The sequence below is a fragment of the Escherichia sp. WS1450 genome (assembly GCF_046487395.1).
Taxonomy (GTDB): Bacteria; Pseudomonadota; Gammaproteobacteria; order Enterobacterales; family Enterobacteriaceae; genus Escherichia; species Escherichia coli.
The window spans coordinates 30,106-55,305 of record NZ_JBJQJO010000007.1 but is presented as its reverse complement, the minus strand read 5'-3'; the positions used below and the strand labels follow the sequence as shown (position 1 = coordinate 55,305).

The window sequence follows — 25,200 nt, the reverse complement described above, 5'->3', positions numbered from 1 at the left end:
GCGTACCGCTTGCGAACCCGCCAGCGTTTCGAATATTATCTTATCTTTATAATAATCATTCTCGTTTACGTTATCATTCACTTTACATCAGAGATATACCAATGGCGCGTTCCAAAACTGCTCAGCCAAAACACTCACTGCGTAAAATCGCAGTTGTAGTAGCCACAGCGGTTAGCGGCATGTCTGTTTATGCACAGGCAGCGGTTGAACCGAAAGAAGACACTATCACCGTTACCGCTGCACCTGCGCCGCAAGAAAGCGCATGGGGGCCTGCTGCAACTATTGCGGCGCGACAGTCAGCTACCGGCACTAAAACCGATACGCCGATTCAAAAAGTGCCACAGTCTATTTCTGTTGTGACCGCCGAAGAGATGGCGCTGCATCAGCCGAAGTCGGTAAAAGAAGCGCTTAGCTACACTCCTGGCGTTGCCGTGGGAACTCGTGGCGCATCCAACACTTACGATTACCTGATCATCCGCGGATTCGCCGCTGACGGCCAAAGCCAGAACAACTATCTGAATGGCCTGAAGATGCAGGGCAACTTCTATAACGATGCGGTTATTGACCCATATATGCTGGAGCGCGCTGAAATCATGCGTGGCCCGGTTTCCGTGCTGTATGGGAAAAGCAGCCCAGGTGGCCTGTTGAACATGGTCAGCAAGCGCCCGACCACTGAACCGTTGAAAGAAGTTCAGTTTAAGGCCGGTACTGACAGCCTGTTCCAGACCGGTTTTGACTTCAGCGATGCGCTGGATGATGACGGCGTTTACTCTTATCGTCTGACCGGTCTTGCGCGCTCTGCCAATGCCCAGCAAAAGGGCGCGGAAGAGCAGCGTTATGCCATTGCGCCAGCGTTCACCTGGCGTCCGGACGATAAAACCAATTTCACCTTCCTCTCTTACTTCCAGAACGAGCCGGAAACCGGTTATTACGGCTGGTTGCCGAAAGAGGGAACCGTTGAGCCGCTGCCGAACGGTAAGCGTCTGCCGACAGACTTTAACGAAGGGGCGAAGAACAACACCTATTCTCGTAATGAGAAGATGATTGGCTATAGCTTCGACCACGAATTTAACGACACCTTTACCGTACGTCAGAACCTTCGCTTTGCGCAAAATAAAGTTTCGCAAAAGAGCGTATATGGCTACGGCATGTGTTCAGATCCTCTCTATTCCTCAAACCCCTCTTCGAGTCCATGTGCCAACGTGCCGCAGTCTCAATGGGGCCATACACTGACTCGTCAGTACGTTATCGATAATGAGAAGTTAGAAAACTTCTCTGTTGATACTCAGTTGCAAAGCAAATTCGCAACCGGTTCAGTGGATCACACTCTGCTGACTGGCGTTGACTTTATGCGTATGCGTAATGACATCGACTCCTGGTTCGGATATGCCGGTTCAGTTGCACCATCTGATATCTATAATTTAGACCGTAGTGACTTTGATTTTGGCGCTCACCCAAATCCGTCGGGTCCATACCGCGTTCTGCTGAAACAGAAACAAACCGGTCTGTATGTTCAGGATCAGGCGCAGTGGGATAAAGTGCTGGTTACGCTTGGCGGTCGCTATGACTGGGCCGATCAGTCATCTTTCAACCGTGATTACGGTAATAAATCCGATCGCGATGATAAACAGTTCACCTGGCGTGGCGGTGTTAACTATCTGTTCGACAACGGCGTAACGCCTTATTTCAGCTACAGTGAATCGTTTGAACCCGCTTCGCAGACCGATGCAAACGGCGATCTGTTTGCACCTTCGAAAGGCAAACAGTATGAAGTCGGCGTGAAATATGTGCCAGAAGATCGCCCAATTGTGGTGACTGGCGCACTGTATCAGCTTACCAAAACTAATAACCTGATGGCGGATCCGAACGGTTCACTGTTCTCGGTTGAAGGCGGTGAGATTCGTGCGCGTGGCGTAGAGCTGGAAGCGAAAGCGGCACTATCGGCGAGTGTTAACTTAGTTGGTTCTTACACCTACACCGATGCGGAATACACCACCGACACTACCTATAAAGGCAATACGCCTGCACAGGTGCCAAAACACATGGCTTCGCTGTGGGCTGACTATACCTTCTTTGACGGTCCGCTTTCAGGTCTGACGCTGGGCACCGGTGGTCGTTATACTGGCTCCAGCTATGGTGATCCGGCTAACTCCTTTAAAGTGGGAAGTTATACGGTCGTGGATGCGTTAGTGCGTTATGATCTGGCACGAGTCGGCATGGCTGGCTCCAACGTGGCGCTGCATGTCAACAACCTGTTCGATCGTGAATACGTCGCCAGCTGCTTTAACACCTATGGCTGCTTCTGGGGCGCAGAACGTCAGGTCGTTGCAACCGCAACCTTCCGCTTCTAATTTCTCTTTTGGGGCACGGATTTCCGTGCCCGTTTCACAAGTTGGCTGTTATGCAGGAATACACGAATCATTCCGATACCACTTTTGCACTGCGTAATATCTCCTTTCGTGTGCCAGGGCGCACGCTTTTGCATCCGCTGTCGTTAACCTTTCCTGCCGGGAAAGTGACTGGTCTGATTGGTCACAACGGTTCTGGTAAATCCACTCTGCTCAAAATGCTTGGCCGTCATCAGCCACCGTCGGAAGGCGAAATTCTTCTTGATGCCCAGCCGCTGGAAAGCTGGAGCAGCAAAGCGTTTGCCCGCAAAGTGGCTTATTTACCGCAGCAGCTTCCTCCGGCAGAAGGGATGACCGTGCGTGAACTGGTGGCGATTGGTCGTTACCCGTGGCATGGCGCGCTGGGGCGCTTTGGGGCGGCAGATCGCGAAAAAGTCGAGGAAGCTATCTCGCTGGTTGGCTTAAAACCGCTGGCGCATCGGCTGGTTGATAGTCTCTCTGGCGGCGAACGTCAGCGGGCGTGGATCGCCATGCTGGTGGCGCAGGATAGCCGTTGTCTGTTGCTCGACGAACCGACCTCGGCGCTGGATATCGCCCACCAGGTTGATGTGCTGGCGCTGGTGCACCGTTTAAGTCAGGAGCGTGGCCTGACGGTCATTGCCGTGTTGCACGATATCAATATGGCGGCGCGCTACTGTGATTATCTGGTCGCCCTGCGCGGTGGTGAAATGATTGCTCAGGGAACGCCTGCGGAAATTATGCGCGGCGAAACCCTCGAAATGATTTATGGCATCCCGATGGGTATTCTGCCGCATCCGGCGGGTGCTGCACCTGTGAGTTTTGTTTATTGATGAGCGGCTTACCTCTTATTTCGCGCCGTCGACTGTTAACGGCGATGGCGCTTTCTCCGTTGTTATGGCAGATGAATACCGCCCACGCGGCGGTTATTGATCCCAATCGTATTGTGGCGCTGGAGTGGTTGCCGGTGGAATTACTGCTGGCGCTCGGCATCGTGCCTTACGGCGTGGCGGACACCATCAACTATCGCCTGTGGGTCAGCGAACCGCCATTGCCGGACTCAGTGATTGACGTTGGTTTGCGTACAGAACCCAACCTTGAACTGCTGACCGAAATGAAACCATCGTTTATGGTCTGGTCGGCAGGATATGGCCCTTCACCAGAAATGCTGGCACGTATTGCGCCGGGGCGTGGATTTAACTTCAGCGACGGCAAACAGCCGCTGGCGATGGCGCGTAAATCACTGACGGAAATGGCAGATTTACTTAACCTGCAAAGCGCAGCAGAAACGCATTTAGCGCACTATGAAGACTTTATCCGCAGCATGAAACCCCGCTTTGTGAAGCGTGGTGCGCGCCCGTTATTGCTGACGACACTTATCGATCCGCGCCATATGCTGGTCTTCGGTCCAAACAGCTTGTTCCAGGAAATTCTTGATGAGTACGGCATCCCAAATGCCTGGCAAGGGGAAACCAACTTCTGGGGCAGTACCGCCGTCAGTATCGATCGTCTGGCAGCGTATAAAGACGTTGATGTGCTCTGTTTTGATCACGACAACAGCAAAGACATGGATGCGCTAATGGCAACCCCGCTGTGGCAGGCCATGCCGTTTGTCCGTGCAGGACGTTTTCAGCGCGTTCCGGCGGTCTGGTTCTATGGCGCGACGCTTTCGGCAATGCACTTTGTGCGTATTCTGGATAACGCCATCGGAGGTAAAGCGTGAGTAAACGAATTGCGCTTTTCCCGGCGTTATTGCTGGCGCTGCTGGTTATTGTCGCAGCGGCGCTCACCTGGATGAACTTTTCGCAAGCGCTGCCGCGTAGCCAGTGGGCGCAGGCTGCCTGGTCGCCGGATATTGACGTCATCGAGCAGATGATTTTTCACTACAGCTTGTTGCCGCGTCTGGCGATTTCGCTGCTGGTGGGCGCGGGCCTGGGGCTGGTGGGTGTGCTGTTTCAGCAAGTGCTGCGTAACCCGCTGGCGGAACCGACGACGTTGGGCGTTGCAACAGGCGCGCAACTGGGGATTACCGTCACTACGCTCTGGGCGATCCCCGGTGCGATGGCGAGCCAGTTTGCTGCGCTGGCAGGGGCTTGTGTGGTTGGCTTAATCGTCTTTGGCGTCGCGTGGGGGAAACGGCTTTCGCCGGTAACGCTGATCCTCGCGGGGCTGGTGGTGAGCCTTTATTGCGGGGCAATCAATCAGTTACTGGTTATCTTCCATCACGACCAGCTACAAAGCATGTTCCTCTGGAGCACCGGAACGCTGACGCAAACCGACTGGGGCGGCGTTGAGCGTTTATGGCCGCAGCTGCTGGGCGGCGTGATGCTGACGTTACTGCTACTTCGTCCGTTAACCCTGATGGGGCTTGATGATGGCGTGGCGCGCAACCTCGGGCTGGCCTTGTCGCTCGCGCGTCTGGCGGCGCTGTCGCTGGCGATAGTCATCAGTGCGCTGCTGGTGAACGCAGTGGGGATTATCGGCTTTATCGGGTTGTTCGCGCCGCTGCTGGCAAAAATGCTGGGGGCGCGGCGTTTGTTGCCACGATTGATGCTGGCGTCGCTGATTGGTGCGTTAATTCTGTGGCTTTCTGATCAAATCATCCTCTGGCTGACTCGCGTATGGATGGAGGTTTCCACCGGTTCGGTCACTGCATTGATAGGTGCGCCGCTGCTGTTGTGGCTGCTGCCGCGTTTACGCAGCATTAGCGCGCCGGATATGAAGGTCAACGATCGTGTCGCGACTGAACGCCAACATGTGCTGGCGTTTGCCCTCGCGGGCGGCGTGCTGCTGTTGATGGCTGTGGTAGTGGCGCTGTCGTTTGGTCGTGATGCGCACGGCTGGACGTGGGCGAGCGGGGCGTTGCTCGAGGATTTAATGCCCTGGCGCTGGCCGCGAATTATGGCGGCGCTGTTTGCGGGCGTCATGCTGGCGGTGGCGGGCTGTATTATTCAGCGGCTGACCGGAAACCCGATGGCAAGCCCGGAAGTGCTGGGGATTAGCTCCGGCGCGGCGTTTGGCGTGGTGTTGATGCTGTTTCTGGTGCCGGGTAATGCCTTTGGCTGGCTGTTACCTGCAGGCAGTCTCGGCGCGGCGGTGACGCTGTTGATCATTATGATCGCCGCCGGACGCGGTGGATTTTCCCCACACCGCATGTTACTGGCGGGGATGGCGTTAAGTACCGCGTTCACCATGCTTTTGATGATGTTGCAGGCAAGTGGTGACCCGCGAATGGCGCAAGTTCTGACCTGGATTTCCGGTTCGACCTACAACGCGACCGATGCGCAGGTCTGGCGTACCGGAATTGTGATGGTGATTTTGCTGGCGATTACCCCGCTGTGCCGCCGCTGGCTGACCATTTTACCGCTGGGAGGTGATACCGCACGAGCCGTGGGGATGGCGCTGACGCCGACGCGAATTGCGCTGCTGCTGTTAGCGGCTTGCCTGACAGCGACTGCGACAATGACCATTGGACCGTTGAGTTTTGTTGGTTTAATGGCACCGCATATTGCGCGGATGATGGGCTTTCGACGGACGATGCCACACATCGTAATTTCGGCGCTGGTGGGAGGATTACTGCTGGTGTTCGCTGACTGGTGTGGGCGGATGGTGCTGTTTCCATTCCAGATCCCAGCGGGGCTGCTGTCGACCTTTATCGGCGCGCCATATTTTATCTATTTGTTGAGAAAGCAGAGCCGTTAATTGAATGCCTCGCCCGGTGGGCGAGGCAAAATCATCACAACTTCGCAAACACCCGACGTGCAGCATCGATGGTGTTATTGATATCTTCCATGCTGTGCGCCACAGACATAAAGCCCGCTTCAAACGCTGACGGTGCCAGATAAACACCTTCGTCCAGCATCATATGGAAGAAACGCTTAAAGCGTTCCACGTCACAGGCCATCACATCCTGATAGCACGTCACGGACTCGGCGTCGGTAAAGAAAATACCGAACATGCCGCCAACGTGGTTTACCACCAGCGGAATTCCGGCTTCTTCTGCCGCTTCCAGCAGACCTTCTGCCAGACGTGTTGTCAGCTCATCCAGCGTTTCGTGAACGCCCGGCTGCGCGACTTCATTCAGACAGGCGAAACCAGCAGCCATCGCAATCGGGTTACCGGAAAGCGTACCCGCCTGATAGACCGGACCGGTCGGGGCCAGCGCATCCATTACATCACGACGACCACCGAATGCGCCTACCGGCATTCCACCGCCGATGATTTTGCCGAGGCAGGTGAGATCCGGTTCCACACCGTAATAATCCTGTGCGCCAGCTAGCGCTACGCGGAAACCGGTCATCACTTCATCGATGATCAGCAACGCGCCAAATTCGTCGCACAGCGCGCGCAGACCTGGCAGGAACTCTGGCAGCGGTGGAACGCAGTTCATATTGCCTGCCACCGGCTCGACGATAATACAGGCAATCTCTTGCGGGTATTGCTCAAACGCGGCGCGTACAGAGGCCAGATCGTTATAAGTACAGGTTAAGGTATGTTTGGCGAAATCTGCCGGAACGCCCGGCGAGTTTGGCTGGCCTAACGTGAGTGCGCCAGAACCGGCTTTCACCAGCAGGCAGTCAGCGTGACCGTGGTAACAACCTTCAAATTTAATAATTTTGTCGCGACCGGTAAAACCACGGGCCAGGCGGATGGCGCTCATTGTCGCTTCAGTGCCGGAGTTCACCATGCGCACCATATCCATGGTCGGGACCAGTTCGGTCACCAGTTGCGCCATTTTCACTTCCATTTCGGTTGGTGCACCAAAGCTTAAACCACGCTCGGCGGCTTCAATCACGGCATTGCGGATCGCCGGATGGTTATGGCCCAGCACCATCGGCCCCCAGGAACCGACATAATCGATATAGGCTTTGCCATCAACATCGTACAGATAAGCGCCGTCCGCTTTTTCGATAAACAGTGGAGTGCCGCCCACGCCAGTAAAGGCGCGAACAGGGGAGTTCACACCGCCAGGGATCAGCTCGCGCGCTGCGCTGTAAAGATTTTCAGACTTACTCATGGAGGGTTCCTGATTCGTAGAAAAAGTGAATGGCTGCTATTCTATGTTATTCATAACAAGTTAAATACTCGTCAAACATCAGGCTGCTTGTACTGGTGCAATCCTGATTTCTTAGAGTATAAAAGTTTTGTGCATTTGAAACATTACGCTTTGCAAAGGATTTTCATGGAACGTGCGAGTAAAATGCCGTCATCTTATTTGTATGACCAATAAGTGATCATTGGATGAAAACTGATACTCCCTCTTTAGAAACACCGCAGGCCGCGCGCCTGCGACGCAGACAACTGATTCGCCAACTTCTTGAGCGCGATAAAACCCCGTTAGCCATTTTGTTTATGGCGGCAGTCGTCGGCACGCTTGTCGGGCTGGCTGCGGTTGCTTTTGACAAAGGTGTCGCCTGGTTGCAGAACCAGCGTATGGGGGCGCTGGTACATACTGCTGATAATTATCCGCTTCTGTTAACCGTCGCTTTTCTCTGTTCGGCGGTGCTGGCGATGTTCGGCTACTTTTTGGTGCGCAAATACGCGCCGGAAGCAGGTGGTTCGGGGATCCCGGAAATTGAAGGGGCGCTGGAAGATCAACGTCCCGTTCGCTGGTGGCGTGTGTTGCCGGTGAAATTCTTTGGCGGGCTGGGAACACTCGGCGGAGGCATGGTGCTGGGCCGCGAAGGGCCAACCGTACAGATCGGCGGCAATATCGGTCGCATGGTGCTTGATATTTTCCGCCTGAAAGGTGATGAAGCGCGCCATACGCTGCTGGCAACCGGTGCTGCGGCGGGGCTGGCTGCGGCCTTTAACGCCCCGCTGGCGGGTATTTTGTTTATTATCGAAGAGATGCGTCCGCAGTTTCGCTATACGTTAATTTCGATTAAAGCGGTATTTATTGGCGTCATTATGTCGACCATTATGTACCGGATTTTTAATCATGAAGTTGCGTTGATTGACGTCGGTAAACTTTCTGACGCGCCGCTTAATACGCTGTGGCTTTATCTGATCCTCGGTATTATTTTTGGCATTTTCGGCCCTATTTTTAATAAATGGGTGCTGGGGATGCAGGATTTGCTGCACCGTGTGCACGGCGGCAATATTACCAAATGGGTACTGATGGGCGGTGCGATTGGCGGTCTGTGTGGATTGCTGGGGTTTGTGGCACCAGCAACGTCGGGCGGCGGTTTTAACCTGATTCCTATCGCTACCGCGGGGAATTTCAGCATGGGAATGCTGGTGTTTATCTTCGTCGCGCGGGTCATTACCACCTTACTCTGCTTCTCTTCCGGCGCGCCGGGCGGTATTTTTGCCCCGATGCTGGCGCTGGGTACTGTGCTGGGAACCGCTTTCGGAATGGTTGCCGTTGAGCTGTTTCCGCAATATCACCTTGAGGCGGGGACATTTGCTATTGCCGGAATGGGGGCATTACTGGCGGCATCTATTCGCGCGCCGTTAACGGGGATCATTCTGGTTCTGGAGATGACCGATAACTACCAGCTCATTTTGCCAATGATTATTACCGGTCTTGGCGCAACACTATTAGCGCAATTTACCGGCGGGAAACCGCTATACTCGGCGATTCTTGCGCGCACGCTGGCAAAACAGGAAGCTGAGCAACTGGCGCGAAGCAAGGCCGCATCAGCCAGCGAGAATACTTGAACGAAATACCAGGGTATTAGATAATGGCGATTATTATTGGGTTAGAATTTGCCCAATTGCCGATGTCGTTTGGAGCAAAATATGAGTGATGACGTAGCACTGCCGCTGGAGTTTACCGACGCAGCAGCCAACAAAGTTAAAAGCCTGATCGCTGACGAAGATAACCCGAATCTGAAATTACGCGTGTATATCACCGGTGGCGGTTGCAGCGGCTTCCAGTATGGTTTCACCTTTGATGATCAGGTGAACGAAGGCGATATGACCATCGAAAAACAGGGCGTTGGCCTGGTGGTTGATCCGATGAGCCTGCAATATCTGGTCGGCGGTTCCGTTGACTATACCGAAGGTCTGGAAGGTTCTCGTTTCATCGTGACCAACCCGAACGCGAAAAGCACCTGCGGTTGCGGTTCTTCCTTTAGCATCTAATCTGTTGTTCATGTGCCGGATAAACTATCCGGCACATCTTCTCTCTTCAACGCCCATTCTCATCCAGCGCAAACGTCGGTAGCTTAAGATGCCAACGAATAGCCGCCAGCCGAATCAATAGCGTCACGACCATGCCCATCATACTGGCTGTTTCCAGTGGTACGGAAAATGTGTAATAAGCCGTAGCGTGGACAATACCGCCGATAATACAGGCAGTTGCGTAAATTTCTGTACGTAAAATCATGGGGATTTCGCGGGCCAGTACATCACGAATGATCCCGCCGCCAACGCCAGTAATGACGCCCATACAAACCGCGATTAACGGACCGGCTTCCGCATTAAAGGCTTTATTCACGCCAATGCCGACAAACACCGCCAGACCAACGGCGTCCAGCACCGGCAACATCCATTTTGGTAAGCGTCTTGGCTGGCGCACCAGCACGATGGTCAGCATGCTGGTGACCATTGCAACGACCAGATCGGTGGGATCTTTCACCCAAAATACCGGGCCGTGATCCAGCGCCATGTCGCGAATTGTCCCGCCGCCTACTGCGGTAACCACGCCCAGTACCAGAACACCAAAAGGGTCCATACGCAATTTTCCGGCTAACAAAACGCCGGAGATGGCAAATACCGCTGTGCCGACTATATCCAGCCAATAGACGAGCATTGTTCAATCCCCACTGAGCACCTGAAAAGGTCAGGCGCTAATCTACCTGTGAAAGCGCATTACAGAGCTGTTGTGCAGCGAGGATAATACGTGGGCTTGCACGTTCAAACCAGTCACTCGTGAGAGGAATAACGGGAATTTTGAGCTGTTCACCCCAGTATTGTTTGATTTTAGGAATTTGGTCCGGTCCGCCTGTAATGACTATCGCCTGTGGCGCGCGTGCTAACACCTGTTCGCGGCTAACTTGCGGCCAGGGAACCCGGCTATCTTTAAAGATGTTTTCTCCGCCACAAACTTCGAGTACCTGGTTCTGAATCGACTCTTTTCCACTGGTAAATGGCGGATTAATGCCGAATTGCAGAAAAACACGTTTTTTAGGTTTATCAGCATATTGCGCTTTCAATTGCGCGTACTGATCCTGCAGGGATTGCGCGGCTTGTTCGGCCTTGTCTGGTTGCGGACTCCAGGGGGCCAGTTGACGTAACGCATTGGCAATTTGTTCAATGCTTGTCGCATCGACCCACATCACTTTTATTCCCAGCGAAGCCAGCTGGTCAACCTGCCGCTCGGCATTACCTCCACGCCAGGCAATCACCAGATCGGGTTTCAGCGCCACAATGCGTTCCAGATTCATCCCCTGCCAGGTGGAAACCTGCTCAATCTTTTGCGCTTGTGGAGGATAGTCGGAATAGCTGCTGACCCCAACCGGCGTGATCCCGGCGGCAAAGGCAAGTTCAGTGTTGGCGGGAGAAAGCGTGATGACGCGCGGCGCGGCGTTGAGCCATAGTGGCGCGAGAAAAGACAGGGCGACCAGCGCCCTGAACAGTGACTTAGCCATGTGCCAGTTTCTGCACCAGTGACTCAACCATCAGGCTGGACTGTTTAGCGGCAACAGCCAGGAACTCATCGAAGCTAAGATGAGACTGTTGATCGGCCACGTCGGAGATGGCGCGTACTACGACAAACGGGACGTTGAAATTGTGGCAGACATGGGCGATTGCCGTCGCTTCCATCTCTACAGCAATGGCCTGTGGGAAGTTGTGGCGGATTTTCGCCAGACCAACAGAACCGTTGATGAATGCGTCGCCGCTAACAATCAGGCCACGTACAGCGTTAAGATTCAGTTCGGCAATGCAGGCCTCAGCGGCAGCGATCAGTTTATCGTCAGCTTTAAAGCCTGCCGGGCAGCCTGGTAACTGACCGTATTCATAACCAAATGCCGTGACATCCGCGTCGTGATAACGTGCTTCGTCCGAGACAACGATATCGCCCACTTTCAGCGTTGGTGCCAGGCCACCGGCAGAACCGGTGTTAATAATCACATCTGGCTTGCAGTGTTCCAACAGCAGAGTGGCACCCAGCGCCGCAGCGACTTTACCGATGCCCGATTTCAGAAGCGCAACCTCGGTTCCATTCAGTTGGCCGGTATAGATTTCGCAACCGCCGAGACTGATAGTTTGACGGTTTTCGATTTTGTCACGCAGCAGCGTAACTTCTTCTTCCATTGCACCAATGATGCCGATTTTCATAGATTTACTCGCGATAAGCCCGATTTGAAGGCATAGTTTACCATGCGCTTACGGGGAAGCGTATTTCTCACGCGGGAGAGGACATGGCACAGATTGATTTCCGAAAAAAAATAAACTGGCATCGTCGTTACCGTTCACCACAGGGCGTTAAAACCGAACATGAGATCCTGCGGATCTTCGAGAGCGATCGCGGGCGTATCATCAACTCTCCGGCAATTCGTCGTCTGCAACAAAAGACCCAGGTTTTTCCACTGGAGCGCAATGCTGCCGTGCGCACGCGTCTTACCCACTCAATGGAAGTCCAGCAGGTGGGGCGCTACATCGCCAAAGAAATTTTAAGCCGTCTGAAAGAGCTTAAATTGCTGGAAGCATACGGCCTGGATGAACTGACCGGCCCCTTTGAAAGCATTGTTGAGATGTCATGCCTGATGCACGATATCGGCAATCCGCCGTTTGGTCATTTTGGCGAAGCGGCGATAAATGACTGGTTTCGCCAGCGTTTGCACCCGGAAGATGCCGAAAGCCAGCCTCTGACTGACGATCGCTGCAGCGTGGCAGCACTACGTTTACGGGACGGGGAAGAACCGCTTAACGAGCTGCGGCGCAAAATACGTCAGGACTTATGTCATTTTGAGGGGAATGCACAAGGCATTCGTCTGGTGCATACATTGATGCGGATGAACCTCACCTGGGCACAGGTTGGCGGTATTTTAAAATATACTCGTCCGGCGTGGTGGCGTGGTGAAACGCCTGAGACACATCACTATTTAATGAAAAAGCCGGGTTATTATCTTTCTGAGGAAGCCTATATTGCCCGGTTGCGTAAAGAACTTAATTTGGCGCTTTACAGTCGTTTTCCATTAACGTGGATTATGGAAGCTGCCGACGACATCTCCTATTGTGTGGCAGATCTTGAAGATGCGGTAGAGAAAAGAATATTTACCGTTGAGCAGCTTTATCATCATTTGCACGAGGCGTGGGGCCAGCATGAGAAAGGTTCGCTCTTTTCGCTGGTGGTTGAAAATGCCTGGGAAAAATCACGCTCAAATAGTTTAAGCCGCAGTACGGAAGATCAGTTTTTTATGTATTTACGGGTAAACACCCTAAATAAACTGGTACCCTACGCGGCACAACGATTTATTGATAATCTGCCTGCGATTTTCGCCGGAACGTTTAATCATGCATTATTGGAAGATGCCAGCGAATGCAGCGATCTTCTTAAGCTATATAAAAATGTCGCTGTAAAACATGTGTTTAGCCATCCAGATGTCGAGCAGCTTGAATTGCAGGGCTATCGGGTCATTAGCGGATTATTAGAGATTTATCGTCCTTTATTAAGCCTGTCGTTATCAGACTTTACTGAACTGGTAGAAAAAGAACGGGTGAAACGTTTCCCTATTGAATCGCGCTTATTCCACAAACTCTCGACGCGCCATCGGCTGGCCTATGTCGAGGCTGTCAGTAAATTACCGTCAGATTCTCCTGAGTTTCCGCTATGGGAATATTATTACCGTTGCCGCCTGCTGCAGGATTATATCAGCGGTATGACCGACCTCTATGCCTGGGATGAATACCGACGTCTGATGGCCGTAGAACAATAACCAGGCTTTTGTAAAGACGAACAATAAATTTTTACCTTTTGCAGAAACTTTAGTTCGGAACTTCGCGCTATAAAACGAATCTGAAGAACACAGCAATTTTGCGTTATCTGTTAATCGAGACTGAAATACATGAAAAAAACCACATTAGCACTGAGTGCACTGGCTCTGAGTTTAGGTTTGGCGTTATCTCCGCTCTCTGCAACGGCGGCTGAGACTTCTTCAGCAACGACAGCCCAGCAGATGCCAAGCCTTGCACCGATGCTCGAAAAGGTGATGCCTTCAGTGGTCAGCATTAACGTAGAAGGTAGCACAACCGTTAATACGCCGCGTATGCCGCGTAATTTCCAGCAGTTCTTCGGTGATGATTCTCCGTTCTGCCAGGAAGGTTCTCCGTTCCAGAGCTCTCCGTTCTGCCAGGGGGGCCAGGGCGGTAATGGCGGCGGCCAGCAACAGAAATTCATGGCGCTGGGTTCCGGCGTCATCATTGATGCCGATAAAGGCTATGTCGTCACCAACAACCACGTTGTTGATAACGCGACGGTGATTAAAGTCCAGCTGAGCGATGGTCGTAAGTTCGACGCGAAGATGGTTGGCAAAGATCCGCGCTCTGATATCGCGCTGATCCAGATCCAGAACCCGAAAAACCTGACCGCAATTAAGATGGCGGATTCTGATGCACTGCGCGTGGGTGATTACACCGTAGCGATTGGTAACCCGTTTGGTCTGGGCGAGACGGTAACTTCCGGGATTGTCTCTGCGCTGGGGCGTAGCGGCCTGAATGCTGAAAACTACGAAAACTTCATCCAGACCGATGCCGCGATCAACCGTGGTAACTCCGGTGGTGCGTTGGTTAACCTGAACGGCGAACTGATCGGTATCAACACCGCGATCCTCGCACCGGACGGCGGCAACATCGGTATCGGTTTTGCTATCCCGAGTAACATGGTGAAAAACCTGACCTCGCAGATGGTGGAATACGGCCAGGTGAAACGCGGTGAGCTGGGTATTATGGGGACTGAGCTGAACTCTGAACTGGCGAAAGCGATGAAAGTTGACGCCCAGCGCGGTGCTTTCGTAAGCCAGGTTCTGCCTAATTCCTCCGCTGCAAAAGCGGGCATTAAAGCGGGTGATGTGATCACCTCACTGAACGGTAAGCCGATCAGCAGCTTTGCCGCCCTGCGTGCTCAGGTGGGTACTATGCCGGTGGGCAGCAAACTGACCCTGGGCTTACTGCGCGACGGTAAGCAGGTTAACGTGAACCTGGAACTGCAGCAGAGCAGCCAGAATCAGGTTGATTCCAGCTCCATCTTCAACGGCATTGAAGGCGCTGAGATGAGCAACAAAGGCAAAGATCAGGGCGTGGTAGTGAACAACGTGAAAACGGGCACTCCGGCTGCGCAGATCGGCCTGAAAAAAGGTGATGTGATTATTGGCGCGAACCAGCAGGCAGTGAAAAACATCGCTGAACTGCGTAAAGTTCTCGACAGCAAACCGTCTGTGCTGGCACTGAACATTCAGCGCGGCGACAGCACCATCTACCTGTTAATGCAGTAATCTCCCTCAACCCCTTCCTGAATACGGGAAGGGGTTCTCCTTACAATCTGTGAACTTCGCCACAACTCCATACATCTTCATCATCCTTTGGGCATTTGCACAATGCCGTACGTTACGTACTTCCTTATGCTAAGCCGTGCATAACGGAGGACTTATGGCTGGCTGGCATCTTGATACCAAAATGGCGCAGGATATCGTGGCACGTACCATGCGCATCATCGATACCAATATCAACGTAATGGATGCCCGCGGGCGAATTATCGGCAGCGGCGATCGTGAGCGTATTGGTGAATTGCACGAAGGTGCATTGCTGGTACTTTCACAGGGACGAGTCGTCGATATCGATGACGCGGTGGCACGTCATCTGCACGGTGTGCGGCAAGGGATTAATCTACCGTTACGGCTGGAAGGTGAAATTGTCGGCGTAATTGGCCTGACTGGTGAACCAGAGAACCTGCGTAAATATGGCGAACTGGTCTGCATGACGGCTGAAATGATGCTGGAACAGTCGCGGTTGATGCACCTGTTGGCGCAGGATAGCCGTTTGCGGGAAGAACTGGTGATGAACCTGATTCAGGCTGAGGAGAATACTCCCGCACTTACGGAATGGGCGCAACGGCTGGGGATCGATCTCAATCAACCGCGAGTGGTGGCTATTGTTGAGGTCGACAGCGGTCAGCTTGGCGTGGACAGCGCAATGGCGGAGTTACAACAACTGCAAAACGCGCTGACTACGCCCGAGCGTAATAATCTGGTGGCAATTGTTTCGCTAACCGAAATGGTGGTGTTGAAACCGGCGTTGAACTCTTTTGGGCGCTGGGATGCAGAAGATCATCGTAAGCGAGTTGAACAACTCATTACCCGCATGAAAGAGTACGGCCAGCTGCGTTTTCGCGTTTCGCTGGGCAACTATTTTACCGGACCGGGCAGTATTGCCCGATCCTATCGTACGGCGAAAACGACGATGGTGGTGGGTAAACAGCGGATGCCAGAAAGTCGCTGCTATTTTTATCAGGATCTGATGTTGCCTGTGTTACTCGACAGTTTGCGTGGCGACTGGCAGGCCAACGAACTGGCGCGACCGCTGGCGCGGCTGAAAGCGATGGATAATAACGGCTTGCTGCGACGTACGCTGGCGGCGTGGTTTCGCCACAATGTGCAACCGCTGGCTACGTCAAAGGCGCTGTTTATTCATCGTAATACCCTGGAGTATCGGCTTAATCGTATATCGGAACTGACCGGGCTTGATTTGGGCAATTTTGATGACAGGTTGCTGCTGTATGTGGCGTTGCAACTGGATGAAGAGCGGTAGGTCGATGATAAAATTACAGCCGGGTGAGACTTTACCCGGCCCACAGAATGGCATTATTTACGCGTCAGTTTTTCCAGATCGGCTTCAATCTCGCTGATCTTATTGGTTACTACTGACTCCAGATGACGTAAGTCGTCGAGGATCTTACGCTTAAGATCAACTTCGCTGCGGTCACGCTGGCAGATTTGATCTAACTCATCAATGATATAGCGAAGATTAGGGCTAATCTCCTGCACTTCTTTATAACCCTGACCCACACCATCGGCGACGACCGTTTTACGCTGACGCGGATATTTAAATTTCACGCTCTTGGCGAAAAACTCGCCTTTGTCTTTCTGGAAATAGATTTTCAGAATATCGTTGTTGGCTTCCTGCCGGAGGCTGTAACGATCAATTTCTTCAGGATTGGTAATACCCAGACTTTTCAGATTGTCGTACATAGCGTTACCTCAAAATGAGTCAGTAAATTGTGCTTATTTTAGCATTTGGCCTGGCCCGCCCGGCTCGACTGTGATCGCAGAAAGCCTTTTTCTTCCAGACTTCTATCATGGCGTAAAAATCAAAAAATTACCTGCTTTATTGTGGCGATATTCCATGGGATGGATTAGCACATTTATCTTCGTTTTGCGAATTACATGACAGTCCGAAACAAGATGAAAAAGTATTTAAAAAAGGGGGAGGAAGAATGAGTAGGACGAATTATTCTGAACCAGAAAGCAATCGGGCAGCGTCGTGCTGCCCGTGTGCATACTTTTAGTCGATGGTACGAAGCAGTTCGTTAATGCCGACTTTGCCGCGAGTTTTCGCGTCAACTTTCTTAACGATAACCGCACAGTAGAGGCTGTATTTGCCATCTTTCGACGGCAGATTACCTGAAACAACCACAGATCCCGCCGGAACGCGACCGTAGTGGATTTCGCCGGTTTCACGGTCGTAAATACGGGTGCTCTGACCAATGTATACGCCCATAGAGATGACGGAACCTTCTTCGACAATCACCCCTTCAACCACTTCAGAGCGCGCGCCGATGAAGCAGTTATCTTCAATAATGGTCGGGTTAGCCTGCAGCGGCTCCAGCACGCCGCCGATGCCCACACCACCGGAAAGGTGGACGTTTTTACCAATCTGCGCACAGGAACCGACGGTGGCCCAGGTATCAACCATCGTGCCTTCATCAACATATGCGCCGATGTTGACGTAAGACGGCATCAGCACGGTGTTACGGGCAATGAACGCGCCCTGACGCACCGCCGCTGGTGGCACAACGCGGAAGCCTTCTTTCTGAAAACGCGCTTCGTCGTAGTTAGCGAATTTCATCGGCACTTTATCGAAGTAGCGGCTTTCTGCCCCTTCGATTACCTGATTATCATTAATACGGAAAGAGAGCAGCACCGCTTTTTTCAACCACTGATGCGTCACCCACTGACCGTCAATTTTTTCCGCTACACGCAGTGCGCCGGAATCCAGCAGGGCGATCACCTGATTTACCGCTTCGCGGGTAACGGTGTCTGCGTTGGCTGGCGTGATCTCGGCACGGCGTTCAAAAGCGGTTTCAATAATGTTCTGTAACTGCTGCATTGTTAAACTCTTTTCATATCAGTAAACACATCACCCTTTATCGTTTGGATTGAGGGCCTCTGTCAACCGCTGATGCACTTCCTGCTGCAACTCGTTATTAAGCGCACGCCGGTCAGCGGTGGCAATTATGAATAAATCTTCTACTCGCTCGCCAATGGTTGTAATTCGGGCGCCATGAAGCGAAATTCCCAGATCGGCAAAAATTTTCCCAACTCGCGCCAGCAGACCTGGTTGGTCGAGGGCGATCAGTTCGAGGAACGATTTGCGGTCGGTATGGGTCGGCAAAAACGTTACTTCGGTTTCAACAGTAAAATGGCGCAATTTGGCAGGTTGGCGACGTGGCTGCGGTGGCTGCCAGCTACTTTGTGTCAGTACTTGCTCCAGACCAAACCGAATAACCTCATGCCGATCTGCGGATAGCGGGCTGCCATCGGGTTCCAGCACGATGAAGGTATCCATCGCCATACCGTCGCGAGTGGTGAAAATTTGTGCGTCGTGGACACTTAAATTGCGGCGGTCTAATTCGGCACAGACGGCGGCAAACAGATAGGGGCGGTCCGGGCTCCAGATAAAAATCTCGGTGCCTCCACGCGTAGCCTGCGGACTAAGCAATACCAGCGGTTTGCTTAAATCATGCTGTAATAAATGGCGCGCATGCCAGGCCAGTTGATTTGGGCTATGGCGGACAAAATAGTTAGCACGACAGCGTGACCAAATTTGGTGCAGCGCCTCTTCGTCGATGTTATCCATGCGCAGTAGTGCCAGCGCCTGGAGTTGGTGATGGCGAACCCGTTCGCGCATATCCGGCGTGTTTTGCATTCCGCGTCGTAGCTGCTTTTCGGTGGCGAAATAGAGTTCGCGCAACAGACTTTGCTTCCAGCTATTCCACAGCGTTTCGTTGGTGGCGCAAATGTCAGCCACTGTCAGGCATACCAGATAACGAAGTCGGTTTTCTGTTTGCACTTCTTCGGCAAACTGCTTGATCACTTCCGGGTCCTGAATATCGCGGCGTTGGGCGGTCACCGACATCAACAGGTGCTGGCGAACCAGCCACGCCACCAGCTGTGTTTCGCGCGAGTTAAGCCCGTGGAGTTCGGCAAAATGCACCACGTCTTGTGCACCGAGAATGGAGTGGTCGCCGCCACGCCCTTTGGCGATATCGTGAAACAGCGCGGCGATGAAAATCAGCTCAGTTGACGGCAGGCGCGGCCAGACGTCCACACACAACGGATGGCGCTGGCGTGTTTCTTCACTGGCAAAACTCTCCAGTTTCAGCATCACGCGAATAGTATGTTCATCCACCGTGTAGGCGTGGAACAGGTCAAACTGCATCTGCCCGACGATATGCGACCATTGAGGCATATACGCGCCGAGCACGCTATGACGATGCATCGGTAATAGTCCGCGACGCACCGCACCAGGGTGACGCAGAATGCTCAAAAACAGTTTTCGCGCTTCCGGAATATTACACAGCGGTTGTTGCAAATGGCGACGGGCGTGGCGTAACTGGCGCAGCGTAGTAGAGTAAATGCCAGTGATCGCACTGTTGCGCACCATGGTGTAGAACATACGCAAGATGGCTTCCGGCTGGCGCATAAATAGTGTTTCATCACGCAGGTCGATTAGCGTACCGCGTAGCTGAAACTCATCGTCGATTGGACGTGGTTTTTCGTCGGCGGGAAGGGCGAGGATGGCTTCATCGAACAGTTGCAGCAGCATCTGGTTGAGTTCACTGACGCGGCGTGTAACGCGGAAGTAATCCTTCATCATCCGCTCGACCGGTTCGTTACCTTCGCCACTGTAATTCAGACGCTGGGCGACGCTAAGCTGGCGATCAAACAGCAGGCGATTATCGTAACGGCTGACGACCAGATGCAGGGCAAAGCGAATGCGCCACAATATATGCAGACATTCGTTTAATTCTGCCCGCTCCGCTGAGGTTAAGAAGCCAAACCCGACCATTTCATCCAGCGATGTTGCGCCAAAATGACGGCGGGCCACCCATTGCAGAGTGTGAATATCGCGCAAGCCGCCAGGACTACTTTTGATGTCTGGTTCAAGGTTGTAGCTGGTGCCGTGGTAACGCTGATGGCGCTGGTTCTGTTCTTCAACTTTCGCTGCGTAGAACTTGTCGGAAGGCCAGAATCCTTCGCTGAAAATATGTTTTTGCAGTTCGAGGAACAGCGCAACATCGCCAATTAATAAGCGGGATTCGATTAAATTGGTGGCGACGGTTAAATCCGATAACCCTTCCAGCATGCACTCTTCAAGCGTGCGCACGCTATGACCGACTTCCAGCTTCACATCCCAGAGCAGCGTTAACAGCTCGCCCACTTTTTGCGCCTGATCATCCGGGAGCTTTTTACGGCTTAAAATCAGTAAATCGATGTCGGAAAGTGGATGCAGCTCGCCACGACCATAACCACCGACGGCAACCAATGCCAGGTCGGCAATCTGGCTGAATCCCGCTTCAATCCATAATCGTTGCAGGAGCTGGTCTATGAACTCGGTACGTGCCTCAATCAACTGTTCTGCGGAGATCCCATTGTCAAAGGCATCACCCAGCCAACGCTGGAAAGTATCGATATGGGCTTTTATCCCACAGACGGTTAATTCATCACGGGGCCAGGCGCATGGATTTTGCGGTTGACCGGGCAGGGTGGGGAGAGCGGTGTTTGCGTACTGTTCTGGAAGGGTATTCATTGTGCGCCACCCATAAGATTAAATTATCGCATTAAAAAAGCCGGCATTCGCCGGCTTCATCTTATTCGTCGTGCGAGATTATCGCCGGGATGGTGTCATCCTTGCGTAACGTCAGAATTTCGCAGCCGTTATCAGTCACCACAATAGTATGCTCATATTGTGCAGACAAGCTGCGATCTTTGGTTTTTACCGTCCAGCCATCTTTCATGGTGCGGATCTCTTTTTTACCCGCGTTGACCATTGGCTCGATGGTGAACGTCATCCCCGGTTTCAGCACGACGTTGGTTTCACGGGAGTCATAGTGCAGCACCTGCGGTTCTTCATGGAAGCCGCGACCAATACCGTGTCCGCAATATTCACGAACGACGGAGAAGCCTTCTGCTTCGACAAATTTCTGAATTGCCGCACCGATTTCGCGCAGATTAATGCCAGGTTTTACCATGCGCAGCGCCAGGTACAGGCTTTCTTGCGTGATGCGGCACAGACGTTCGCCCATGATGGTCGGCTTACCGACGATAAACATTTTCGATGTATCGCCGTGGAAACCATCTTTGATTACGGTGACATCAATGTTAACGATATCGCCATCTTTCAGCAGCTTAGCATCATCCGGAATACCGTGGCACACCACTTCATTAATAGAAATGCAAACGGATTTCGGATAGCCGTGATAGCCGAGGCAGGCAGAAACCGCGTGTTGTTCATTAACAATGTAATCATTACAGATGCGATCCAGCTCGCCGGTGCTGACGCCCGGTTTAACATACGGTTCGATCATCTCCAGCACTTCGGCAGCCAGTCGGCCAGCGACGCGCATTTTTTCGATATCTTCTGGGGTCTTGATTGAGATAGCCATTAATTCTGTCCATCAGCGTCGGTGATACCGACAATATATATGTAAGTGCTGTCAATGGTATCACACCCGGGCAAATTGAGAATCATTCTGAATTTCGCCAAACGTGCCACTGAAGGTTTTCTATAATAGAAAATTCAACGTCTGATGCTGTACACAGCGCCAACAATTATTGGTGTCCACGACGTATTTGTGGTATAAAGCGCGCCGGACTTCCGATCCATTTCGTATACACAGACTGGACGGAAGCGACAATCTCACTTTGTGTAACAACACACACGTATCGGCACATATTCCGGGGTGCCCTTTGGGGTCGGTAATATGGGATACGTGGAGGCATAACCCCAACTTTTATATAGAGGTTTTAATCATGGCAACTGTTTCCATGCGCGACATGCTCAAGGCTGGTGTTCACTTCGGTCACCAGACCCGTTACTGGAACCCGAAAATGAAGCCGTTCATCTTCGGTGCGCGTAACAAAGTTCACATCATCAACCTTGAGAAAACTGTACCGATGTTCAACGAAGCTCTGGCTGAACTGAACAAGATTGCTTCTCGCAAAGGTAAAATCCTTTTCGTTGGTACTAAACGCGCTGCAAGCGAAGCGGTGAAAGACGCTGCTCTGAGCTGCGACCAGTTCTTCGTGAACCATCGCTGGCTGGGCGGTATGCTGACTAACTGGAAAACCGTTCGTCAGTCCATCAAACGTCTGAAAGACCTGGAAACTCAGTCTCAGGACGGTACTTTCGACAAGCTGACCAAGAAAGAAGCGCTGATGCGCACTCGTGAGCTGGAGAAACTGGAAAACAGCCTGGGCGGTATCAAAGACATGGGCGGTCTGCCGGACGCTCTGTTTGTAATCGATGCTGACCACGAACACATTGCTATCAAAGAAGCAAACAACCTGGGTATTCCTGTATTTGCTATCGTTGATACCAACTCTGATCCGGACGGTGTTGACTTCGTTATCCCGGGTAACGACGACGCAATCCGTGCTGTGACCCTGTACCTGGGCGCTGTTGCTGCAACCGTACGTGAAGGCCGTTCTCAGGATCTGGCTTCCCAGGCGGAAGAAAGCTTCGTAGAAGCTGAGTAATAAGGCTTGATAACTCCCCCAAAATAGTTCGAGTTGCAGAAAGGCGGCAAGCTCGAGAATTCCCGGGAGCTTACATCAGTAAGTGACCGGGATGAGCGAGCGAAGATAACGCATCTGCGGCGCGAAATATGAAGGGGGAGAGCCCTTATAGACCAGGTAGTACACGTTTGGTTAGGGGGCCTGCATATGGCCCCCTTTTTCACTTTTATATCTGTGCGGTTTAATGCCGGGCAGATCACATCTCCGAGGATTTTAGAATGGCTGAAATTACCGCATCCCTGGTAAAAGAGCTGCGTGAGCGTACTGGCGCAGGCATGATGGATTGCAAAAAAGCACTGACTGAAGCTAACGGCGACATCGAGCTGGCAATCGAAAACATGCGTAAGTCTGGTGCTATTAAAGCAGCGAAAAAAGCAGGCAACGTTGCTGCTGACGGCGTGATCAAAACCAAAATCGACGGCAACTACGGCATCATTCTGGAAGTTAACTGCCAGACTGACTTCGTTGCAAAAGACGCTGGTTTCCAGGCGTTCGCAGACAAAGTTCTGGACGCAGCTGTTGCTGGCAAAATCACTGACGTTGAAGTTCTGAAAGCACAGTTCGAAGAAGAACGTGTTGCGCTGGTAGCGAAAATTGGTGAAAACATCAACATTCGCCGCGTTGCTGCGCTGGAAGGCGACGTTCTGGGTTCTTATCAGCACGGTGCGCGTATCGGTGTTCTGGTTGCTGCTAAAGGCGCTGACGAAGAGCTGGTTAAACACATCGCTATGCACGTTGCTGCAAGCAAGCCAGAATTCATCAAACCAGAAGACGTATCCGCTGAAGTGGTAGAAAAAGAATACCAGGTACAGCTGGATATCGCGATGCAGTCTGGTAAGCCGAAAGAAATCGCAGAGAAAATGGTTGAAGGCCGCATGAAGAAATTCACCGGCGAAGTTTCTCTGACCGGTCAGCCGTTCGTTATGGAACCAAGCAAAACTGTTGGTCAGCTGCTGAAAGAGCATAACGCTGAAGTGACTGGCTTCATCCGCTTCGAAGTGGGTGAAGGCATCGAGAAAGTTGAGACTGACTTTGCAGCAGAAGTTGCTGCGATGTCCAAGCAGTCTTAATTATCGAAAAGGAGCCGCCTGAGGGCGGCTTCTTTTTGTGCCCATCTTGTAAATTCAGCTAACCCTTGTGGGGCTGCGCTGAAAAGCGACGTACAATGTCGCTAGTATTAATTCATTTCAATCGTTGACAGTCTCAGGAAAGAAACATGGCTACCAATGCAAAACCCGTCTATAAACGCATTCTGCTTAAGTTGAGTGGCGAAGCTCTGCAGGGCACTGAAGGCTTCGGTATTGATGCAAGCATACTGGATCGCATGGCTCAGGAAATCAAAGAACTGGTTGAACTGGGTATTCAGGTTGGTGTGGTGATTGGTGGGGGTAACCTGTTCCGTGGCGCTGGTCTGGCGAAAGCGGGTATGAACCGCGTTGTGGGCGACCACATGGGGATGCTGGCGACCGTAATGAACGGCCTGGCAATGCGTGATGCACTGCACCGCGCCTATGTGAACGCTCGTCTGATGTCCGCTATTCCATTGAATGGCGTGTGCGACAGCTACAGCTGGGCAGAAGCTATCAGCCTGTTGCGCAACAACCGTGTGGTGATCCTCTCCGCCGGTACAGGTAACCCGTTCTTTACCACCGACTCAGCAGCGTGCCTGCGTGGTATCGAAATTGAAGCCGATGTGGTGCTGAAAGCAACCAAAGTTGACGGTGTGTTTACTGCTGATCCGGCGAAAGATCCAACTGCAACCATGTACGAGCAACTGACTTACAGCGAAGTGCTGGAAAAAGAGCTGAAAGTCATGGACCTGGCGGCCTTCACGCTGGCTCGTGACCATAAATTACCGATTCGTGTTTTCAACATGAACAAACCGGGTGCGCTGCGCCGTGTGGTAATGGGTGAAAAAGAAGGGACTTTAATCACGGAATAATTCCCGTGATGGATAAATAAGGGTAAGATTCCGCGTAAGTATCGCGGGGGCGTAAGTCTGGTTATAAGGCGTTATTGTTGCAGGCAGTTTGGTCACGGCCAGCGCGCAGCAACCGGAGCGTACACAAGTACGTGAGGATGGCGAGCACTGCCCGGGGCCAAAATGGCAAATAAAATAGCCTAATAATCCAGACGATTACCCGTAATATGTTTAATCAGGGCTATACTTAGCACACTTCCACTGTGTGTGACTGTCTGGTCTGACTGAGACAAGTTTTCAAGGATTCGTAACGTGATTAGCGATATCAGAAAAGATGCTGAAGTACGCATGGACAAATGCGTAGAAGCGTTCAAAACCCAAATCAGCAAAATACGCACGGGTCGTGCTTCTCCCAGCCTGCTGGATGGCATTGTCGTGGAATATTACGGCACGCCGACGCCGCTGCGTCAGCTGGCAAGCGTAACGGTAGAAGATTCCCGTACTCTGAAAATCAACGTGTTTGATCGTTCAATGTCTCCGGCCGTTGAAAAAGCGATTATGGCGTCCGATCTTGGCCTGAACCCGAACTCTGCGGGTAGCGACATCCGTGTTCCGCTGCCGCCGCTGACGGAAGAACGTCGTAAAGATCTGACCAAAATCGTTCGTGGTGAAGCAGAACAAGCGCGTGTTGCAGTACGTAACGTGCGTCGTGACGCGAACGACAAAGTGAAAGCACTGTTGAAAGATAAAGAGATCAGCGAAGACGACGATCGCCGTTCTCAGGACGATGTACAGAAACTGACTGATGCTGCAATCAAGAAAATTGAAGCGGCGCTGGCAGACAAAGAAGCAGAACTGATGCAGTTCTGATTTCTTGAACGACAAAAAC

At 52.3% G+C, this 25,200-nt stretch carries 23 protein-coding genes; 15 read left to right on the top strand and 8 right to left on the bottom strand.

Annotated elements, in window-relative coordinates:
* Nucleotides 1-101 precede the first annotated feature (101 nt).
* Genes fhuA through fhuB form a run of 4 tightly spaced genes read left to right on the top strand, consistent with a single transcriptional unit; the run spans nt 102 to nt 6,068 of the window.
* On the top strand, nt 102-2,351 hold the full coding sequence (gene fhuA, locus ACJHYR_RS10560) for a ferrichrome porin FhuA (RefSeq protein WP_000124396.1): 2,250 nt from the start codon (nt 102-104) through the stop codon (nt 2,349-2,351).
* A gap of 50 nt (nt 2,352-2,401) precedes the next feature.
* On the top strand, nt 2,402-3,199 hold the full coding sequence (gene fhuC, locus ACJHYR_RS10555) for a Fe3+-hydroxamate ABC transporter ATP-binding protein FhuC (RefSeq protein WP_001158929.1): 798 nt from the start codon (nt 2,402-2,404) through the stop codon (nt 3,197-3,199).
* Nucleotides 3,199-4,089, top strand: coding sequence for a Fe(3+)-hydroxamate ABC transporter substrate-binding protein FhuD (gene fhuD / locus ACJHYR_RS10550; protein WP_001295787.1), 891 nt, complete (start codon nt 3,199-3,201; stop codon nt 4,087-4,089). Before fhuC ends, fhuD begins: the two co-directional genes overlap by 1 nt.
* Nucleotides 4,086-6,068 carry a Fe(3+)-hydroxamate ABC transporter permease FhuB gene (gene fhuB / locus ACJHYR_RS10545; protein ID WP_000044040.1) on the top strand — a complete coding sequence of 661 codons (1,983 nt, stop codon included), beginning with the start codon at nt 4,086-4,088 and terminating at the stop codon, nt 6,066-6,068. Before fhuD ends, fhuB begins: the two co-directional genes overlap by 4 nt.
* A gap of 34 nt (nt 6,069-6,102) precedes the next feature.
* Here fhuB and hemL read toward each other — a convergent pair whose 3' ends face one another.
* Complete coding sequence (gene hemL, locus ACJHYR_RS10540) at nt 6,103-7,383, bottom strand: glutamate-1-semialdehyde 2,1-aminomutase (protein WP_000045291.1); 1,281 nt, start codon at nt 7,381-7,383, stop codon at nt 6,103-6,105.
* Nucleotides 7,384-7,548: 165 nt separating this feature from the next.
* Here hemL and yadX point away from each other — a divergent pair, with 165 nt between their 5' ends.
* Genes yadX through erpA form a run of 4 tightly spaced genes read left to right on the top strand, consistent with a single transcriptional unit; the run spans nt 7,549 to nt 9,455 of the window.
* Nucleotides 7,549-7,596 carry a protein YadX gene (gene yadX, locus ACJHYR_RS10535; protein WP_211180485.1) on the top strand — a complete coding sequence of 16 codons (48 nt, stop codon included), beginning with the start codon at nt 7,549-7,551 and terminating at the stop codon, nt 7,594-7,596.
* An 11-nt stretch (nt 7,597-7,607) separates the two neighbouring features.
* Nucleotides 7,608-9,029, top strand: coding sequence for a H(+)/Cl(-) exchange transporter ClcA (gene clcA / locus ACJHYR_RS10530; protein WP_000845394.1), 1,422 nt, complete (start codon nt 7,608-7,610; stop codon nt 9,027-9,029).
* Nucleotides 9,030-9,052: 23 nt separating this feature from the next.
* Complete coding sequence (yadW, locus tag ACJHYR_RS10525) at nt 9,053-9,118, top strand: small protein YadW (protein ID WP_120795373.1); 66 nt, start codon at nt 9,053-9,055, stop codon at nt 9,116-9,118.
* Entirely contained in the window at nt 9,111-9,455 is a 345-nt protein-coding gene (erpA, locus tag ACJHYR_RS10520) for an iron-sulfur cluster insertion protein ErpA (protein ID WP_001295564.1), read from the top strand. The genes yadW and erpA overlap by 8 nt, the downstream gene beginning before the upstream one ends.
* Before the next feature lie 46 nt (nt 9,456-9,501).
* Here the strand turns inward: erpA and ACJHYR_RS10515 are convergent, their stop codons facing one another.
* From ACJHYR_RS10515 to mtnN, 3 genes are read right to left on the bottom strand one after another with little or no spacing between them, the layout of a single operon-like run.
* Nucleotides 9,502-10,125 carry a TRIC cation channel family protein gene (locus ACJHYR_RS10515; RefSeq protein WP_000964221.1) on the bottom strand — a complete coding sequence of 208 codons (624 nt, stop codon included), beginning with the start codon at nt 10,123-10,125 and terminating at the stop codon, nt 9,502-9,504.
* A gap of 37 nt (nt 10,126-10,162) precedes the next feature.
* On the bottom strand, nt 10,163-10,963 hold the full coding sequence (gene btuF, locus ACJHYR_RS10510) for a vitamin B12 ABC transporter substrate-binding protein BtuF (protein ID WP_059328303.1): 801 nt from the start codon (nt 10,961-10,963) through the stop codon (nt 10,163-10,165).
* Nucleotides 10,956-11,654 (bottom strand): 5'-methylthioadenosine/S-adenosylhomocysteine nucleosidase, encoded by a 699-nt coding sequence (gene mtnN, locus ACJHYR_RS10505; protein WP_000689844.1) that lies wholly within the window; start codon nt 11,652-11,654, stop codon nt 10,956-10,958. The genes btuF and mtnN overlap by 8 nt, the downstream gene beginning before the upstream one ends.
* Before the next feature lie 83 nt (nt 11,655-11,737).
* Here mtnN and dgt point away from each other — a divergent pair, with 83 nt between their 5' ends.
* The 3 genes from dgt to cdaR all read left to right on the top strand — a co-directional run bounded on the left by dgt (nt 11,738) and on the right by cdaR (nt 16,121).
* A complete protein-coding gene (gene dgt / locus ACJHYR_RS10500; RefSeq protein WP_000057067.1) occupies nt 11,738-13,255 on the top strand; it encodes a dGTPase in 1,518 nt (505 codons plus the stop codon).
* 129 nt (nt 13,256-13,384) lie between these two features.
* A complete protein-coding gene (gene degP, locus ACJHYR_RS10495; protein WP_000753946.1) occupies nt 13,385-14,809 on the top strand; it encodes a serine endoprotease DegP in 1,425 nt (474 codons plus the stop codon).
* Nucleotides 14,810-14,963: 154 nt separating this feature from the next.
* A complete protein-coding gene (cdaR, locus tag ACJHYR_RS10490; protein WP_000929439.1) occupies nt 14,964-16,121 on the top strand; it encodes a DNA-binding transcriptional regulator CdaR in 1,158 nt (385 codons plus the stop codon).
* A 53-nt stretch (nt 16,122-16,174) separates the two neighbouring features.
* Here the strand turns inward: cdaR and ACJHYR_RS10485 are convergent, their stop codons facing one another.
* The 4 genes from ACJHYR_RS10485 to map all read right to left on the bottom strand — a co-directional run bounded on the left by ACJHYR_RS10485 (nt 16,175) and on the right by map (nt 21,258).
* Nucleotides 16,175-16,561 (bottom strand): DUF3461 family protein, encoded by a 387-nt coding sequence (locus ACJHYR_RS10485; protein WP_000272188.1) that lies wholly within the window; start codon nt 16,559-16,561, stop codon nt 16,175-16,177.
* Between the two features lie 313 nt (nt 16,562-16,874).
* Nucleotides 16,875-17,699: a 2,3,4,5-tetrahydropyridine-2,6-dicarboxylate N-succinyltransferase gene (gene dapD / locus ACJHYR_RS10480; RefSeq protein WP_001186656.1), complete on the bottom strand. Its 825-nt coding sequence runs from the start codon at nt 17,697-17,699 to the stop codon at nt 16,875-16,877.
* A 30-nt stretch (nt 17,700-17,729) separates the two neighbouring features.
* A complete protein-coding gene (gene glnD / locus ACJHYR_RS10475) occupies nt 17,730-20,402 on the bottom strand; it encodes a bifunctional uridylyltransferase/uridylyl-removing protein GlnD (protein WP_001094548.1) in 2,673 nt (890 codons plus the stop codon).
* 61 nt (nt 20,403-20,463) lie between these two features.
* Nucleotides 20,464-21,258, bottom strand: coding sequence for a type I methionyl aminopeptidase (gene map, locus ACJHYR_RS10470; protein ID WP_001018194.1), 795 nt, complete (start codon nt 21,256-21,258; stop codon nt 20,464-20,466).
* Between the two features lie 367 nt (nt 21,259-21,625).
* Here map and rpsB point away from each other — a divergent pair, with 367 nt between their 5' ends.
* From rpsB to frr, 4 genes are all read left to right on the top strand, one after another.
* Nucleotides 21,626-22,351 (top strand): 30S ribosomal protein S2, encoded by a 726-nt coding sequence (gene rpsB, locus ACJHYR_RS10465; RefSeq protein WP_000246882.1) that lies wholly within the window; start codon nt 21,626-21,628, stop codon nt 22,349-22,351.
* Between the two features lie 257 nt (nt 22,352-22,608).
* Complete coding sequence (gene tsf, locus ACJHYR_RS10460) at nt 22,609-23,460, top strand: translation elongation factor Ts (protein WP_000818114.1); 852 nt, start codon at nt 22,609-22,611, stop codon at nt 23,458-23,460.
* A gap of 146 nt (nt 23,461-23,606) precedes the next feature.
* Complete coding sequence (gene pyrH, locus ACJHYR_RS10455; RefSeq protein WP_000224573.1) at nt 23,607-24,332, top strand: UMP kinase; 726 nt, start codon at nt 23,607-23,609, stop codon at nt 24,330-24,332.
* Between the two features lie 291 nt (nt 24,333-24,623).
* Nucleotides 24,624-25,181, top strand: coding sequence for a ribosome recycling factor (frr, locus tag ACJHYR_RS10450; RefSeq protein ID WP_000622418.1), 558 nt, complete (start codon nt 24,624-24,626; stop codon nt 25,179-25,181).
* Nucleotides 25,182-25,200: the final 19 nt, after the last annotated feature.